We start from the raw sequence: 16,920 nt of genomic DNA, 5'->3' as shown, positions 1-16,920 counted from the left end.
AGCTGATTGTCCTCAAACCACCTCCGAGACGATCTTGGCGATCAGCGCGTTCGACAGGATGACGGGGAGGCCGGCTGCGGCCGCGTCCTGGCGATGGCGCTCGACGAAGCCCATGCAGTCCATCAGCAGGATGTCGGCGCCGCGCTCGGCCAGGGCTTCAGCCGCCTCCGCGACTGTCAGGCCGTCGCCGCCATAGGGCGAGGCGGCGGCATAGATCGGGGCGCGGCCGAGCGGCCCCCATTTCCCGGCCTCCGAGGCGATCTGTTCGGCGAGCGGCACGATGATGCCGAGCTGCGCATCCTGGACCAGTGCCGCGACGGTCGGCGGCAGGACGCGGTCCGGCTCGATCAATCGAGCGCGCTCCGTCCGCAGGCTAGCGAAATGGCCGGTGCAGAGCATCAGGATCGTGCTGCAGCCGGCGGCTTCGAGCATGGAAAGCTTGGCTTGCGCGGCCCGCTCGGTGTGCTGGCGGTCGATGACGACCGAGGTCCCATCGAGCAGCTTGGTGATCAGGAGCGCACCATCGGGCTCGGGTGCGAAGTCACGGTCGATCTCCTCGCGCGACAGTCCATCGAGCACGCCGGCATGTTGGCGCGGGAGCTCTGAGCCCAGCACCGCATCGAGGATCGGCGTGATGTCGGTGCGCGGTGCCTGGCCGATGGTGAGGGTGCCGAGCTTGGCCATGGCGAGGTTCCTCCTTTGGACAGAAGAGGCCCCGGCATCGGTCCGGGGCCTCTGTCTCTCAGGGCTTGTTGAAGTTCTTCGCGACGGAGTCGAAGAAGGAGAAGATCGCGTCGCCGGCGATGACGCCTGCGGCGAAAACCTCCATGTCGCCCTCGCCATCGGCGCCGCGCAGCTTCTCCCAGACCAGCCGGCAGAGGATGCCGGCCAGCACCGCCCAGCCCGCCATCGGGAAGTTGATCAGCAGGCCGGTGGCGAAGAGCACGCCGATCTGGCGCTTCGGCCCGCCGACGAATTGCAGGATCGCGCCGGGAATCGCCCAGAGGAAGAGCTGCCAGGCGACGCCGGGCGCGACGCCGGCCTTGATCGTCGCAGCATAGACCTTGTCGACGGGGGCGACGAGGTTCCGGTCGAAGAAGGACTGGTAGGAGACCAGTACGACCGCGCCGGCGACGACGAAGGCGAACATCGCGGCAAAGAGCTGCTGGCGGCGGCCTTCGCGCTCGAAGGCCGGGTCGGCGCCGTTGCCACGCAGGAGGTAGCCGGCCTTGAGGTCGTAGCCCATGTCGGCGAAGGCCGGTCCGGTCGCGGCCGAGAAGCCGACCAGCAGAGCCAGCGCCGGCATCGGGAAGCCGATGAGCATGCCGATGATCAGGGTGATCAGCGCCACCGCGAAGGCCGGGAACCAGCCGGAATGCATCGCGGCGAGGCCGACGATCAGCTCGTGCACATAGGCCGCGAAGGCGGCGTAGAGCACGAACAGGATCAGCATGCCGATCGACATGTCGGTCATCAGTCCGCCGACGAGCGCGATGAAGATGGCGATGACGAGGTAGCCGATCGTGCCGAGCCCGAGTGCGCGCTTCACCTCGGCGTCCGAGGTGCCCGAGGCTGCCTCGGCCTGCTTTTGGGCTTCGTCGCGGCGGAAGAGCAGGAGGCCGACCTGGAGCAGGGCGACGAGGCCGGCGCCGATCATGAAGCCGTGCGGGATGTAGGCGGCCATCAGGTCGCCCTTGGGGATGATGGTCTCGAAGAGCGGGCCGCCGAAGATCTGGCTGGAATAGCCGCGCAGCAGCAGGCCGATGCCGAACATGGCCAGAGCCCAGATATTGCCGATAAAGGCGACGCCGAAGGCGGACATCGGGATACTCGACATCGCGGCCGAGCCAGCGAAACCGATCCAGGCCAGCGGTACCTTGACGAAGCCAATGAGGATCGCGGTGACGAAGCCGACGCCCATCAGCACCGCCTTGCGGCCGCCCTCGTCGCCGGCCTTGATCGCCTCGGCGGCGGCGACGCCGGGCGGCCAGGCGCCGGTCGCCGGGAAGACGCGGGAATCGAACATTCGGTAGAGCAGGTAGGCGTCGAGCAACATGGCGAAGAAGGCGCCGGCCAGCATCGGCAGCACCAGGTCCGGCCGGCCGAGCAGCCAGGGGATGCCGACCGGCAACAACAGGCTGTTCGCCGCCCCGAAGGTGGCCGAGGAGATCGCGCTCTGGGCCAGGTTCTGGACATGGATCGATCGGTAGCGCGCGAAGATCGCGAGCGGCACGCGCGCCAAAGCCATGGCGGCGAGCGCGCCGATCAGCGAGGTGTTGGCGGTAATGCCGAGCGAGACCAGCAGTTGCATCCCGATGATCGCGCCGAAGACGCAGAGGATCGCGATCAGCGCCAGCGTCGCCGGCTCGAACAGGCTGGGGTGCCGCTGAGGCACTCCGTCATTTTGCGTCGTCATGCCTCAGTCCCCTCATTCGCCCCTGTGGGCTTGTCCGTTTGATCCGTCAGGCAACAAGGATGCCGGTCTTGGCTTCGCCGACATCCTGGGAGGCATGGGCGGCATGCATGCCGTAGTCGCGCCTGGCCGCTTCCGGCGAGACGAGGCCAAGCGCGATGTCGCGGGCGATCGCTTCGCGGGAGCGCTCCGAAGCCGGGCCGTAGCCGGCGCCGCCGGCGAGCACGAGCTCGACGATCTCGTGCGGCTGCTTGACCTGGACGAGCTCGCCGGTGCCGACGTCCTTCAGCACATGGCCCTGCTCGTCGATGACCCGACCGGAGGCGCCGCCGCCGGCCTTGCCCTGGAACAGGCCCGGGATCGGGTTGTTGACCCCTTCCGGATAGAGCGAGACCAGCGTCGGCAGGCCGTCATCGGAGAGCTTGCGCAGGCGAACGCGCTGGCCGAGGCCACCGCGCTGGCGGCCGGCGCCGCCGGAGTCGGTCAGATAGGTCTTCTCGACCACCAGCACCGGCACCCGTGATTCGAAGGTCTCGATCGAGGTGTTGGCCGCCGAGGTCGGGTAGAGCAGGCCCGACTTGCCGTCGCCATGGGCCGAGCCGCCCTGGCCGCCGCCGACGAAGAGCATGTCGGAATAGGTGTCGCCGGCCTGGTCGCGGCCATAGACGCTCGCCGCCACCGGCAGGCCGGTGAAGGCCTGCACCTGCTTCGGCGCCGCCTGCGACAGGGCGCGGAAGATGTTCGGCGCCAGGTACCAGCCGGTGCGGGTGCGCAAATTGACCGCCAGCGGCTTGTCGCAGTTCAGGATCGAGCCCTTGGGCGCATCGATCGAGAAGGCGCGGTAGCAGCCGGCGTTGCCGCGCACCGACGGCGTCAGCATGCATTTCAGCGGGTAGGTAGCGTGCGCCATCGTGTAGTTGAGCGTGCAGTTCAGCCCGCCCTGCGGCAGCTGCGGCGGCGCGCCGGCGAAGTCGAGATGGATGGTGTCGTCCTTGACCGTCAGCGCCAGCGGATAGGTCATCGGCGTGCCGAGCGGGTTGTTCGAGACGGTGCCGTGATAGACGCCGTCCGGCAGCGCCCGGATCGCCTCGCGCATCGCCTTCTCGGAGCGGCTCTGCACGACATGGGCGAGGGCGCACAGGTCCTGCATGCCGTAATCGGTGAGGAAGGACTGCAGCCGCTCGGCGCCGATCGCGTTCGCGGCGACGAAGGAATGGAGGTCGCCGAGCACCTGCTCGGAATTGCGGACGTTCTCAGCCAGCAGCCGGACCAGCGTCTCGTTGATCCTGCCGGCCTCGTAGAGCTTCATCGGCGGGATCTGGAAGCCTTCCTCGTAGATCTCGCGGGCCCGCAGCGAATCCTTGGTGCCGCCGATGTCGGAGACATGGCCGACCGTGCCCATCAGGCCGACGACGCGGTTCCCGAGGAAGACCGGGGTGACGATGGCGATGTCGAAGAGATGGCCGGCGCAGAGCCAGGGATCGTTGGTGATCAAGACGTCGCCGGGCTTCAGCGTCTCGGCCGGGTAGCGCTCCAGCAGAGCCTTGACCGCCCGCGGCAGGGTCAGGTTGAAGACCGGCATGGCGCGCGGCGAGTGCGCCAGGGTCTCGCCTTCGGGATCGAGCAGCTCGCAGGCGAAGTCCTGCGCTTCCGAGATCACCAGCGAGAAGGCGGTGCGGCAGACGGTCAGCCACATCTCCTCGACGACGTTGATCATCCGGCTCCACATGATCTCCAGCGAGATCGGATCGGCCTCGATGCGGCGGGCGGCTTCGGCAAGCGGCATGTCGGCGGTGATGGTGGTCTCGGCCGCGTTGGCCTGGCCGACATGGATGATCAGGTTCAGGACATCGTCGATCGTGACCTTGTCGCCAGGCGGGACGATCGTGGTCGCCTCGCGCTCCTCGATGATCGCAGGGCCGCTGATGGTGTCGCCGGAGCGCAAGGCGTAGCGGTCATAGACCTCCGCCTCGCTCCAGCCACCTTCGAACCAGGCGCGGCGGCTGCCCTTGACCTTCACCGTGGCGTCGCCGCCGCCGGCCGCACCGGAGAGGGAGAGCGTCGGCACCGGGCCGGCGCAGCGGACGCGGAAGTTGATCGCCTCCAGCCGCGCGCCTTCGTAGACCGAGGTGTAGCGCGCCGAATAGGCCTTGCTGAAGGCGGCGCGGATCGCCTCCAGACTCGACGCGTCGATCGCGCCTGAGGGCAGCGGCACGGAAATGTCGTGCATCTGGCCGACGAGGCGCATGTCGGCCGAGCGCTCGACCGTGACGTCGGCGAGCTTCACGCCGGCCTCGATCAGGTGCTTGCGGCCTTCCTCTTCCAGTTCGGTCAGCACGCGGTTGACCGCGGCGGCATCGAAGCCTTCGGAGAACTCGACCGGCAGCGAGCGCACCTGATCGAAGGAGAGCGGTGCGGCAAGGAAGCCGAGTGCCGAAGCGGCACCTGAGGCCGGCGGGATGATGACCTGCTTGACGCCGAGGACGCGGGCGACGTCGACGGCATGGGCGGGACCGGCGCCGCCGAAGCCCACCATCGCGTAATGGCGGGGGTCCTTGCCCTTCTCGACAAGATGGACGCGGGCAGCCGCGCCCATGCTCTCGACCACGACCTTGTGGATGCCCCAGGCGGCCTCCTCGATCGAGAGGCCGAGCGGCTCGGCGACAGTCGAGACGGCCTTGCGCGCCGCGTCGAGATCGAGCGCCATGCGCCCGCCGAGGAAGAACTTCGGATCGTAATAGCCGAGCACGAGATTGGCGTCGGTCACGGTCGGCTTGGTCCCGCCCATGCCATAGCAGGCCGGGCCGGGATCGGAGCCGGCCGAATGCGGGCCGACCTTGAGCAGGCCGACCTCGTCGATCGCCGCGATCGAGCCGCCGCCGGCGCCGATCTCGATCATGTCGATCACCGGCGCCTTGATCGGCAGGCCGGAGCCCTTGGCGAAGCGGTTGACGCGGCCGGCTTCGAGCATCGGTGCAATCTCGGCGCGGCCATCCTCGATCATGCAGGCCTTGGCTGTGGTGCCGCCCATGTCGAAGGAGATCACGTCCTTATGGCCGGCGAGCTCGCCGAACAGGGCCGTGGCAAGGCCGCCGCCGGCCGGGCCGCTTTCGAGCAGGCGGATCGGGAAGGTGCGCGCCGTCTCGGGTGAGACCAGGCCGCCGGCCGAATGCATCAGCCGCAGCGCGCCGGTGAAGGAGCGGGCGGCGAGCTCGCGCTCCAGCCGCTCCAGATAGCGCCGCATCAGCGGCTGGACATAGGCGTTCGCGGCGGTGGTGACGAAGCGCTGGTACTCCCAGATCTCGGCGACGACCTCGCTCGACAGCGAGACGGTCAGCTCAGGGCAGGTCTCACGTACGATGCGGCCGGCTTCCTGCTCATGGGCGGGATTGCGGTAGCTGTTGAGGAAGCAGATCGCGATCGCCTCGCAGCCGGCGGCCGCGAGTTCCCGAGCGGCCTTGCGGACGGCCTCGGCATCGAGCGCGGTCACGACCTTGCCGTCGCGGTCCATGCGCTCGGGCACTTCGAGGCGATGCTCGCGCGAGACCAGGGGATCAGGGAAGGTCAGAAAGAGATCGTAGATGTCGTAGCGCTGCTCGGTCCCCATTTCGAGGATGTCGCGGAAGCCCCTGGTGGTGATCAGGCCGAGCCTGGAGCCCTTACGCTCGATCACGGCGTTGGTGACGAGGGTCGTCCCATGAACGATGTCGCCGACATCGGCGAGCGTGATTCCGGCCATCTCGACGAGTTCGCCAAGGCCGATCAGTGCGGCTTCCGACGGGTCGTGCGGCGTGGTCAGGCGCTTGTGCAGGAGCACCGAGCGCTCGTGACCGTCATAGAGAATGAAGTCGGTGAAGGTGCCGCCGATGTCGAAGCCGATGCGCCAGCGATTGCTCATGGAGCAGTCTCCGAAGGTGTGAGGTTCAAGGGGAAGAAGCGCTTGTCCCGGGTGAGGGCCGCGATCTCGGCGGCGCCTTCGGACAGGGAACGGATGATGGAAAGGCGCTCACCCGGCTCCACCGTCGCAGCCGGGAAGGAGATGCAGAGCGCGACCTCGTCGCCGGTGGCGGGATCGCCGAGGCCGACCGAGATGGCGCGCACGCCGCGCACCGCCTCGTCATGGGACTCGGCGAAGCCGTTGCGGCGGGTCTCGGCCAGCCGCGCCAAAAGCTCGTCCATGTCGCGGGGCGCGGTTTCGGACGGGGCGGTGAACCCCTCAGGGTAGAGTGCGCGGACCTCGGCGTCGGGAAGCCTGGCGAGCAAAGCGCGGCCGGTGCTGGAGGCGAAGGCGGGGATGCGGTCGCCGATCGACGTGACGACCCGCAGCGCATGCCGGCCGGGATGGGCGGTGACGCCGATGATCTCGGTGCCGCGGCGCACGCTGATATAGCCGGTGTGGCCGATCTGGTCGGATGCGCGTCCGACCACGGCGTCGGCGCGGTCGATCAGCGACGCTGCGAAACGGTAGAGCTGGCCGACCTGCGCGAGCAGCAGCGCCGGGCGATAGCGCTTGCTGTCACCGACCGTTTCCAGAAGCCCTTCGTCGCGCATCGCCCGTAGCAGGCGCGAGGCGTTGCTCTTGGGCATGCCGAGGAGAGTCACGAGGTCGGTCACGGTCACGTCGTGACGCGTGCTGGAGAAGCAACGAAGCACGTCTGCGGCTGCCGTCAGGATGGACATCCGAGTCGCTTCCGAAAAAGTTCCAAAAAATGGAACTTAGGTTGCAATATAAGGAACAATACGCCGGCTTGATGACGAGTCAAGACGGTTTGTGTCGCCGGTGGGTCTCTGGCGGTTCGAATCGTTCGCGCGGGGAGGCGAGATCGGTTCTGTGGCACGCTGGGTGCTGGATGGCCTTCGCGAGACGCTGTGGTCTTGCGACCTGCTCTGCCCGCCGCATATCGCGCAATCCTCGGGCAAGCTCTCCGCTTATAGACTGGATGTGAGGCTCCAAAAAATGGAGCCGCCTCCAAAAGACGAGATCTGTAGCTTGAGGCCACAGCCTCTTCATCTCGACATTTCAAAGACTTGGTGTGTGGCACGATGGTTGCTGAGCGGCGCGCGGACTGGCTGGAGCGCAGCAGGCATGAACTGGCAGGCAATCGTTGATTTCGACGGAACGATCTCACGCGAGGATACGACCGACCGTGTGCTCCAGCGTTTCGCGGAGCCGGGCTGGGAAGAGATCGAGGCGGATTGGGTCGCTGGAGAGATCGGCTCGCGCGAGTGCATGGAGCGTCAGGTCGCCCTGCTGCACGCCTCGCCCGACGTGTTCGACACCTTCGTCTCCTCGCTGGCGATCGACTGGGGCTTTGCGGCCTTCGTGCGGCTGTGCCAGCGCGCCGGCATCCCGGTCACCGTCGTCTCCGACGGGCTCGACCGCACGATCCATGCGCTCTTGGGCCGTGCGGGTCTGAACGGTTTGACGGTCGTCGCCAACCATATCGAGCCGCTGCCGGGCGATCGCTGGCGGCTGACCTCGCCGCATGCTGACCCGTCCGGCGGCTGCACGAGCGGCACCTGCAAGTGCCGGGTCGCCAGCAGCCTCAGCCGGCCGCTGACGCTCCTCGTCGGCGATGGTCGCTCGGATTTCTGCGTCGCCGGCCAGGCCGACCTCGTCTTCGCCAAGAAGAGCCTGATCGCGCATTGCCGCGACAACGGCATCGGCCATCGCCCATTCAACACCTTCTCGGAGGCCGTCGGCCTCCTCGAAACCCTGCTGTCGGAAACCACGACGGAACCGGCAGCAACTGCACGCAAGGACATGATCAATGGATGACGGCTTCACCCTGCTCGACCGCGCCGGGGCGGTCGATGTTTCCTCCGCGCCGGCGGCGACGCTGGCCGAGGAAGAGGCTCGCCTGCTCGCGCTCGAGGCCGAATACTGCTCGCATGGCGACACCGTCCACTACACGCAGTTCCCGAAGATCTTCTCGGGCTGCGAGGGCTCGTTCATGCTCGACGCGGCGGGCAACCGCTTCCTCGACCTGCAGATGTGGTACTCGGCCGTCAATTTCGGCTACGCCAATCCGCGCCTGAACAATGCGCTGAAGCGCCAGATCGACACGCTGCCGCAGGTGGCGAGCCAGTATCTGCACCGCGAGAAGATCGAGCTCGCTGCGATGATCGCGCAGGACGCACAGCGCAAGTTCGGCACCAAGGGGCGCGTCCACTTCAATGTCGGCGGCGCCCAGGCGGTCGAGGATTCGCTCAAGCTCGTGCGCAACGCCAAGCACGGCAAGAGCCTGATGTTCGCCTTCGAGGGCGGCTATCACGGCCGTACGCTCGGCGCCTCGGCGATCACTTCGTCCTATCGCTATCGCCGCCGCTTCGGCCATTTCGGCGAGCGCGCGCATTTCATCCCGTTCCCCTACCATTTCCGCGGTCCCAAGGGGATGAGCAAGGAAGAGTACGGGCATCACTGCGTGCAGCAGTTCGCCCGCCTGTTCGAGAGCGAGTACAACGGCGTCTGGGATCCCAAGGTCCGCGAGGCCGAATATGCGGCCTTCTATGTCGAGCCGCTGCAGGGTACGGGCGGCTACGTCATCCCGCCGCCGAACTTCTTCATCGAGCTCAAGAAGGTGCTCGACCAGCACGGCATCCTGCTCGTCGTCGACGAGATCCAGATGGGCTTCTACCGGACGGGCAAGCTCTGGTCGATCGAGCATTTCGGCGTGCAGCCGGACGTGATCGTCTTCGGCAAGGCGGTCACCAACGGGCTGAACCCACTCTCGGGCATCTGGGCCAAGGAAGAGCTGATCAACCCGACCGTGTTCCCGCCGGGCTCGACCCATTCGACCTTCAACGCCAACCCGCTCGGCACCGCCGTCGCGCTGGAAGCGATGAAGATGATGGAGGAAGAGGACTACGAGACCATGGTCATGGCCAAGGGCGCGTATTTCCTCGAAGGCCTGCAGGGGCTGAAGCGTCGCCACAAGATCGTCGGCGAGGTCGATGGGCTCGGCATGGCGCTGCGGATCGAGATCTGCGAGCCGCATGACAGCTTCACCCCGTCGAAGCGGCTGGTCGATCTGATGTGTGACGAGGGCATGAAGGCCGACCTCGAGGTCGGCGGCAAGCGCTACGGCCTCGTGCTCGACATCGGCGGCTACTACAAGAACGTCATCACCCTCGCGCCGGCATTGACCATGAGCTATGCCGAGATCGACCTCGCGATCGAGCTGCTCGACCAGCTCTTCGCCCGCGTCGCCAGCGCCTGAGCAGTGGAGACGGGCCTTGCGCCTGCGCATAATCGACCTCGACGGTAGCGTGGCGGCGCAGGAGCCGCTGCGCCGGCGCATCGACGCCGGCACGGCCGCGTGCATCGAGGCCGCCGACCTCGCCGGCGCCATGCGCATCGTCGCGAGCCGCCGGGCCAAGGCCGAGCTGCTGGGGCGCCTTGGCCAACGCGATGGCGAAGGGAAGGGCGTGCCCGTCTTCTTCTACGGCTCCGGCGATTTCCACCACGTCACCTCGGTGCTGCTGAATCGCGTCGAGGAGCCGGTCACGGTCGTGCATTTCGACAACCATCCCGACTGGGTCAGCTTTCCCGCCACGGTGAATTGCGGCGCCTGGGTCAACCGGGCGCTGGAGTTACCGCAGGTTCGCAAGGTCGTGACGATCGGCCCGTGCAGCGACGATCTCGTGCGCCCGGAATGGCAGTTCGCCAATCTCCGGGCCGTGGCCGAGGGGCGGATCGCGCTCTATCCTTGGCGGCATGCGCCCTCGCGGGTGTGGGGTCGCTATGGCAAGACCGCGAGCTTCCGTCAGGAGAGCGGCCATCTGCATTGGCGCAATCTCGCCGACGAGGATTGGTCGGATTTCCTCGACGAGCTGATCGCGGCGATCCCGACGTCTGCCGTCTGGCTGACGATCGACAAGGACGTGCTCGGGCCGGGCGAAGCCTGCACCAATTGGGACCAGGGCGAATTGCCGCTGCGCCATCTCCTCGCGGCGGTCGAGCGGCTGGCAAGCGAGCGCCGGATCGTCGGTGCCGATGTCTGCGGCGACTGGTCGGAGCCGCGCTTCAGCGACCCTTTCCGCGCGACGCTCGCCTATTTCGACCATCCGCCGCGCTTCAGGCCGACGCCCGAGCAACTCTCCGTCAATGCCCGCATCAATGCGAGCCTGATCGACTGCTTCCAGCGGGTGCTGTCATGAATACGACGATCATCCTCTGGTTCGTGGCGTCGATCATCTGCGACGTCGCCGGCCAGATCTTCTTCAAGATCGGCGCCGACCGGCTGCCGCAGGGCGCCGATTTCCGGGCCACGGCGGCGGCAGTGGCACGCTGCGGCTGGATCACCGCCGGGCTCGCGACCTATGTCGCTGAGTTCTTCATCTGGCTGCGCATCCTGGCGGAAGTGCCGCTCTCGATCGCCTTTCCGATCGCCAGCGCCAACTTCCTCGCCATTTCCCTGGCCAGCGCCGTCTTCCTCGGCGAGCGCGTCGGGCGGCGGCAATGGCTCGGCTCCTTCCTCATCACTTGCGGCGTTATTATCGTCGCCAGAACAGCCTGACGGACATGTTCCGATGACCAAGCGCGATTTCAGTGTCCGCCTCGCCGGGGACCGCACCGGCTTCCTGCTCATCCACGGCCTCGGCGGCACGCCGGTCGAGCTGCGCTTCGTCGCCCGTGCGCTGCACCGGGCCGGCCATACCGTGCACTGCCCGCAGCTCGCGGGGCATTGCGCCGGGGAGGCGGAGATCCTCGCCACCGGCTGGCGTGACTGGGCGCAGAGCGTGTTCGACGAGCTCGAGCGCATGCGCGCGATCTGCGACACGGTGATCGTCGGCGGGCTCTCCATGGGCGCGGTGCTGGCGATGCATGTCGCCGCCCAGCGCCCGAAAGAGGTCGATGGACTTGCGCTCTACGCTCCGACCTTCTGGTATGATGGCTGGTCGATCCCGCGCTACGCCTTCCTGCTGAAATGGTTCATCAACACGCCGTTCGGGCGGCGCTACAGCTTCGTCGAGCGCGAACCCTATGGGTTGAAGGACACCCGCTCCCGCGCTCTTGTGGTCTCGTCGCTGACGAGCGGCGACAGCTCGACCGCCGGCCTGCTCGGCACGCCTTCCGGCGCGCTGAAGCAGATGTGGGACCTGATCGCGATCACTCGCCGCGAGCTGCCACAGGTCAAATGCCCGGCCCTGCTGGTCCATCCGCGCGAAGACGATATCGCCGACCTCAGGAACGCCTTCGAGATCCAGCGCAAGCTCGGCGGACTGGTCGATGCGGTGATCCTCGACGACAGCTATCACCTCGTCACCATCGACCAGCAGCATGACATCGTGATCGAGCGCTCGCTGGCGCTGGCTTCGCGGCTTGCCAAGGCCCACCGCCCGGTGGCGCCGCTGCGTGTCGTGGCAGCCGAATGAGCACGCCCGAAGGCCGTATCCTGGCCGGCATCGCGGATATCTCCGCTGCCGCCTGGGACGGCTGCCTGCCCGGCGAGGCCGAATGCCATGCCTATTACACCGCATGCGACGCGGTCGCCGCGCAGACCGGCGTCGGCTTGCGCATGGCGGCCGCCTGTGCGGAATCTGATGGCGAGGTCGTCGCGGTGGCGCCGTTCTTCCGGCTGAACTACCGGCTCGACACGCCGCTGCAGGGCAAGCTGAGGAGCTTCGGCGACGCCCTGTTCCGCCATGTTCCGGGGCTTGTCACCTTGAAGGTGCTCTGCGTCGGCTCGCCCTATGCCGAGCGCTGCCATCTCGGCTTCTCGCCGAAGCTCGATGCCGCCGGGCGTGCCGCCGCCTTCCAGGCGCTCGCCGCCACGCTGGAGCGGCAGGCCGCCGAGGAGAGGGTTCATCTCGTGGTCTGGAAGGACCTCGCGCCGGCCGAGGAAGAGGGCTTCGGCGGCGTCTTGAAGCAGGTCGGCTTCGCCCGGCTCGGCAGCCTGCCGGTCGCGCTGCTCGACCTGCCCTTCCAGGACGAAGCCGCCTATCTCGCCTCGCTCTCGGCGGCGACGCGCAAGGACATCAAGCGCAAACTCGCCAAGGCGGGGGAGGTGCGCATCGCCTTCCACACCGACATTGCCGGGCTGGAGCCGAAGATCGATGCGCTCTACGAGGCGACGCGGGCCCAGAGCGGGCTCGACTATGGCGACCTCGAAGTGCTGCCACCTGGTTATTTCGGCGCGGTCTCGCGCGCGCTCGGCGAGCGGGCGGTGTTCGTGCTCTACTGGATCGGCGAGGAGCTCGCCGCCTTCAACCTGCTGCTGGTCGAGTCCGGCCGGGTGATCGACAAGTTCCTGGGCATGCGCTACCCGCTGGCCCGCGAGCACAATCTTTACGCCGTGAGCTGGATGGCGAATGTGCGCTTCTGCCTGGAGCGCGGCATCGACAAGCTCCAGAGCGGTCAGACGGCCTATGCCTCGAAGCTGCGCTTCGGCAGCCGGCTGGTGCCCTCGACCCTGCATGTGCGGCACCGGCTCGCGCCGCTGCAATGGGCGCTGCGGTCGCTGAGCCCATGGCTCGGCTTCGAGCGCTTCGACCCCGATCTTGCCGCAATCGCCCGAAAGAAGGCCGCATGAGCAGTATCTCGCCACCGGCTAGCAATGCGTGGGGTCGCCAGCTGGCGATCTGGCTCGCCTTCATCGTGCTCGACACCGCCACGCAGCTCGCCTTCAAATGGGGCGCTGACGGCATCGGCGACATGGAATTCGGCCTCGCCATGATGGCGAAGGCGGTGTCGCTGCCGGGCGTTTGGGTCGCGACGCTGGGCTATATCGGCGTCTTCGTCGTCTGGATGGTGATCCTGCGCGACATGCCGCTCAGCCGCGCCTTCCCGATGACGGGGCTGGTCTATGTCACAGTTCCGCTGTTCGCCTGGTTCACCTTCGATGAACACATCGATCTGGTTCGCGCAGGCGGAATCGCGCTGATCATCGCAGGCGTGTTCCTGCTCGGGGGTGACGAATGAGACGTGGAGCTGGCCTTGGACTTGGTCTGATCTCTCTGTTTGCGACTGCGCCGATGGCGGCGCAGCCGGCCCTGGCCGATCCGATGACCGACATCGTTGGGCGCTGGCGCGATTCGGACGGCGAGTCCGAGATCGCCATCAGCCGCTGCGGCCCGGCATTATGCGGCAAGATCGTCTGGCTGAAAGAGGAACGTTTCGACATCTACAATCCCAATGAGGGGCTGCGGAAGCGCTCGCTGATGGGCATCCAGGTGCTCTCCGGCTTCAAGCCGGCCGCGAAGGGCGGGCTTGAGGGCGAGGGCTATAATCCCGCTGATGGCAAGACCTATCGCACAACGCTCGAACTGGCCTCGTCCCGGAGCCTCGTCATGCGCGGCTGCGTGCTCGGCGGCCTGATCTGCGACGACGACACCTGGTCGCGGCAGCCATGATGGTCGCCGGCGGCCGGAGGTGAAGGAAACGAGATCCGGCATGTCGACGCGGATGGCATCGCTCCGATTCAGGCTGGTGATTGGCTTCATGCTGGTCAGCGTGCCGGCGATGCTGGCCTCCGCCTTCATCGCCGCCAGGCTGATCTCGGACGCTTTCGAGGACAATGTCGAGCAATGGCTCGGCGATACCTCGCGCTTCTTCGCGCTCGAGATCGCCGAGGCGACGCAGGAGGCGCAGCGCGTCGCCGGCGTGATCGGTCACCGGCTCGAGCAATCGAGCAGCGACCAGAAGATGCAGAAGACCGTCGAGCGCGAGTTCGCGGTGCTGAACTCGGTCGGCTACGACCTGATCGCGATCTATCGCCCGGGTGGCGAAGTGCTGTTCAAGACGCGCGATTTCAGCAGCCTCACCCCACTGCCGACCGAGACCAGCCTCGGCCTGTTCCGCATCGAGACCGACGGCAAGCGCTGGATCATGGCAGGTGCCGTCCAGGCCGTGCAGATCGGCGGCCAGCCGGCCAATCTCCTGGTCGGGACCTGGCTCGATGAAAGCTCCTTCGGCGGCATCAAGGTGGTGACAGCGCTGGAGATCCGCTTCTTTGCCCTGTTCGACGGCAAGCCGGAACTGGTGATGCAGACGCATTCCGACCGCGCAGCCGTCTTGCCTGCGGCCATACGGGCGCGATTGGAGGCCGGGGAGGACGGGATCTTCGACTCCGATGCCGATGGCGGCGCCTATCGCGCCGTCTATGCGGGGTTGCGCGGCATCGACGGCCAACTCGCAGCGATCAGTTTCATCGGCATGCGCAGCGAGGCGGGATTCTTCGAGCAGCTCGGCCGGGAGAGCCTGTTCCTCGGCATCTTCCTGCTCGGCAGCGCGATCTCGATCGTCGTCGGTATCCTGACTTCGGATCTGCTGGTGCGCCCCTTGCGCGCGCTGACCCATGGCGTGCGCGCGATCGCGGCCGGGGATTTCGGCCAGCGCGTCTCGGCGGGGGGCGGGCGTGAGATCGTCGAGCTCGCCACCGGCTTCAACGGCATGGCCGAGCAGCTCGGCAAGCTGCAGGAACTCGAGGCAGAGCTCAGGCGAAAGGACCGGCTCTCGGCACTCGGCCAGGCGGCGATGGTGATCGCCCACGAGGTGCGCAACCCGCTCGGGATCATCAAGACCTCGACGGAGGTCGTCCGCAACCGCGCCAAGCTCGGCAATGCCGAAGAGAAGATGCTGGGCTATGTCATCGACGAGGTGCGTCGCATCGAGACCCTGGTCCGCGACTTCCTCGATTTCGCGCAGCCCAAGCCGCCGGTGAAGGTCGAGCTCCCCTTGCGCGCAGTGATCGATCGCGTCGCGGCCATCGCGGCGCCCGAGTTCTCCCGCCAGAAGATCGAACTCTCGGTCGAGGACCACAGCGGCGGCGCGACGGTCCTCGGCGATCCCGACCAGCTCTACCAGGCCTGTCTCAACCTCGTCCTCAACGCGATCGACGCGATGCCCGAGGGGGGGACGATCCAGGCCAGCGTGCGCGCCACCGGGGAGAGCGTCTCGCTGACGATCAGCGATGAAGGCGCAGGCGTGCCCGACGCGATCCGCCCGGAGATCTTCAACCCGTTCTTCACCACCAAGGCGAAGGGCACCGGGCTTGGGCTCGCCAAGGTGCAGACCGTGGCGGAAGCCCATGGCGGCAGCGCCACCTGCGTCTGCGAGCCGGGGCGAGGTGCGGCCTTCACCATCGCGTTGCCGCGGGCGAAACCGGGAGCGCCGGCATGAGCCATTCCATCCTGGTCGTCGACGACGAGGTGCGGCTCGCCGACGTGCTGGCGGCGGCGCTGGAGGACCTCGGCTTCCGCGCCACGGCCGTCCACAGCGCGCGCGCCGCACTCGGCGAGCTCGAACAGGCGCGCTTCGACTTGGTGCTGACCGATCTCAGGCTGCCGGTGATGGACGGGCGCGCGCTGCTGCGCGAGGTCCGCAGCCGCTGGCCGGAGGTGCCGGTCATCATCATCACCGCCTTCGCGGCGGTCCGCGACGCGGTCGACCTCGTCAAGGAGGGCGCGTTCGACTACATCGCCAAGCCCTTCGAGATCGACGACGTCTCGGCCACGATCAGGCGGGCGCTGCGCCTCGCCGATGTGGTGCGCGACAATGAAAGGCTGCGCAGCGAGCTCGAAGGCCGCTACAGCTTCGACACGCTGATCGGCAACAGCGCCTCGTTCCGTCGCGTGATCGAGCAGGTCACCGAGGTCTGCGAGACGAAGGCGACCGTGCTGCTCAACGGCGAGAGCGGTACCGGCAAGGAGCTGGTCGCCAAGGCGATCCACTTCAACAGCCCGCGGCGCGACAAGCCCTTCATCGCGGTCAACTGCGCGGCGATTCCCGAGACCCTGCTGGAGAGCGAGCTCTTTGGCCATGTGAAGGGTGCCTTCACCGGGGCGCTCGCCAACCGCGCCGGCCGCTTCGCCGCGGCCGATGGCGGCACGCTCTTCCTCGACGAGATCGGCGACATGCCGCTGCCGATCCAAGCCAAGCTGCTGCGGGTGATCCAGGAACGCAGCTTCGAGCCGGTCGGTGCGACCCGGACCCAGACGGTCGACGTCAGGCTGGTCGCGGCGACACACAAGGACATGCGCCAGGCCGTCGACGAGGGCAGCTTCCGCGAGGACCTGTTCTACCGCCTCAACGTCTTCCCGATCCTGCTGCCGCCGCTGCGCGACCGTGCCGACGACGTCCCGCTGCTGGCCACGCATTTCCTGGCCGAGCTCGCTGAAGCGATGGGCAAGCGAGCGAGCGGCTTCTCGCCGGCCGCCCTGGCTGCCATGACCGCCTATGACTGGCCGGGAAACATCCGCGAGCTGCACAACTGCGTCGAAAGGGCGGTGATCGTTGCCAAGGCGCCGACGATCGATGCTGCCGACCTGCCGCAGGATCTGTTCAACACCACGCGCCGGGTCGATCGCGACAGCTTGCCGCGCGATCTTGACGCCGAGCTCGAGCGGATCGAGCGCGATTTCATCCTCGAGGCGCTGAGGCGCAGCGACGGCGTGCAGGTCAGGGCTGCGAAATTGCTAGGCATAGCGGAAAGAAGCCTTTGGCACCGCATTAAGAAACTCGGTATTAGGCTGGGCCGCGCGATCGCGGACTGACGACTCACGGG

The 16,920-nt window shown here is 67.3% G+C and carries 14 protein-coding genes; 10 read left to right on the top strand and 4 right to left on the bottom strand.

The genetic code is table 11. The annotated features are described in order from the left end of the window. Positions 1-12: 12 nt before the first annotated feature. The 4 genes from GV161_RS03525 to GV161_RS03510 are packed head-to-tail and all read right to left on the bottom strand — an operon-like array spanning position 13 to position 7,093. Positions 13-684: an AroM family protein gene (locus GV161_RS03525; RefSeq protein ID WP_152011832.1), complete on the bottom strand. Its 672-nt coding sequence runs from the start codon at positions 682-684 to the stop codon at positions 13-15. 58 nt (positions 685-742) lie between these two features. Then, a complete protein-coding gene (locus GV161_RS03520; RefSeq protein ID WP_152011833.1) occupies positions 743-2,416 on the bottom strand; it encodes an OPT/YSL family transporter in 1,674 nt (557 codons plus the stop codon). A 46-nt stretch (positions 2,417-2,462) separates the two neighbouring features. Then, positions 2,463-6,311 (bottom strand): hydantoinase B/oxoprolinase family protein, encoded by a 3,849-nt coding sequence (locus GV161_RS03515; RefSeq protein WP_152011834.1) that lies wholly within the window; start codon positions 6,309-6,311, stop codon positions 2,463-2,465. Continuing rightward, a complete protein-coding gene (locus GV161_RS03510; protein ID WP_152011835.1) occupies positions 6,308-7,093 on the bottom strand; it encodes an IclR family transcriptional regulator in 786 nt (261 codons plus the stop codon). The genes GV161_RS03515 and GV161_RS03510 overlap by 4 nt, the downstream gene beginning before the upstream one ends. Positions 7,094-7,499: 406 nt before the next feature. Here GV161_RS03510 and GV161_RS03505 point away from each other — a divergent pair, with 406 nt between their 5' ends. From GV161_RS03505 to GV161_RS03460, 10 genes are read left to right on the top strand one after another with little or no spacing between them, the layout of a single operon-like run. Further along, the gene (locus tag GV161_RS03505) at positions 7,500-8,192 is read left to right on the top strand and encodes an MtnX-like HAD-IB family phosphatase (RefSeq protein ID WP_152011836.1); all 693 of its coding nucleotides are present in this window, start codon (positions 7,500-7,502) and stop codon (positions 8,190-8,192) included. After that, on the top strand, positions 8,185-9,633 hold the full coding sequence (locus GV161_RS03500; RefSeq protein ID WP_152011837.1) for an aminotransferase class III-fold pyridoxal phosphate-dependent enzyme: 1,449 nt from the start codon (positions 8,185-8,187) through the stop codon (positions 9,631-9,633). The genes GV161_RS03505 and GV161_RS03500 overlap by 8 nt, the downstream gene beginning before the upstream one ends. 16 nt (positions 9,634-9,649) lie before the next feature. Further along, complete coding sequence (locus GV161_RS03495; protein WP_159650121.1) at positions 9,650-10,573, top strand: arginase; 924 nt, start codon at positions 9,650-9,652, stop codon at positions 10,571-10,573. Beyond that, positions 10,570-10,932 (top strand): EamA family transporter, encoded by a 363-nt coding sequence (locus tag GV161_RS03490; RefSeq protein ID WP_159650120.1) that lies wholly within the window; start codon positions 10,570-10,572, stop codon positions 10,930-10,932. Before GV161_RS03495 ends, GV161_RS03490 begins: the two co-directional genes overlap by 4 nt. Positions 10,933-10,945: 13 nt before the next feature. Beyond that, a complete protein-coding gene (locus GV161_RS03485) occupies positions 10,946-11,791 on the top strand; it encodes an alpha/beta fold hydrolase (RefSeq protein WP_152011838.1) in 846 nt (281 codons plus the stop codon). Further along, positions 11,788-12,948 (top strand): GNAT family N-acetyltransferase, encoded by a 1,161-nt coding sequence (locus GV161_RS03480; RefSeq protein WP_152011839.1) that lies wholly within the window; start codon positions 11,788-11,790, stop codon positions 12,946-12,948. The genes GV161_RS03485 and GV161_RS03480 overlap by 4 nt, the downstream gene beginning before the upstream one ends. Further along, entirely contained in the window at positions 12,945-13,337 is a 393-nt protein-coding gene (locus tag GV161_RS03475; protein ID WP_152011840.1) for an EamA family transporter, read from the top strand. The genes GV161_RS03480 and GV161_RS03475 overlap by 4 nt, the downstream gene beginning before the upstream one ends. 53 nt (positions 13,338-13,390) lie before the next feature. After that, positions 13,391-13,768 (top strand): DUF2147 domain-containing protein, encoded by a 378-nt coding sequence (locus GV161_RS03470; RefSeq protein WP_159650119.1) that lies wholly within the window; start codon positions 13,391-13,393, stop codon positions 13,766-13,768. 40 nt (positions 13,769-13,808) lie between these two features. Next, positions 13,809-15,536 (top strand): ATP-binding protein, encoded by a 1,728-nt coding sequence (locus tag GV161_RS03465; RefSeq protein ID WP_152011842.1) that lies wholly within the window; start codon positions 13,809-13,811, stop codon positions 15,534-15,536. Then, the gene (locus GV161_RS03460) at positions 15,533-16,909 is read left to right on the top strand and encodes a sigma-54 dependent transcriptional regulator (RefSeq protein ID WP_152011843.1); all 1,377 of its coding nucleotides are present in this window, start codon (positions 15,533-15,535) and stop codon (positions 16,907-16,909) included. The genes GV161_RS03465 and GV161_RS03460 overlap by 4 nt, the downstream gene beginning before the upstream one ends. Positions 16,910-16,920: the final 11 nt, after the last annotated feature.

The organism is Bosea sp. 29B, assembly GCF_902506165.1.
Classification (GTDB): domain Bacteria; phylum Pseudomonadota; class Alphaproteobacteria; order Rhizobiales; family Beijerinckiaceae; genus Allobosea.
This window is presented reverse-complemented; position numbering and strand designations above follow the sequence as displayed.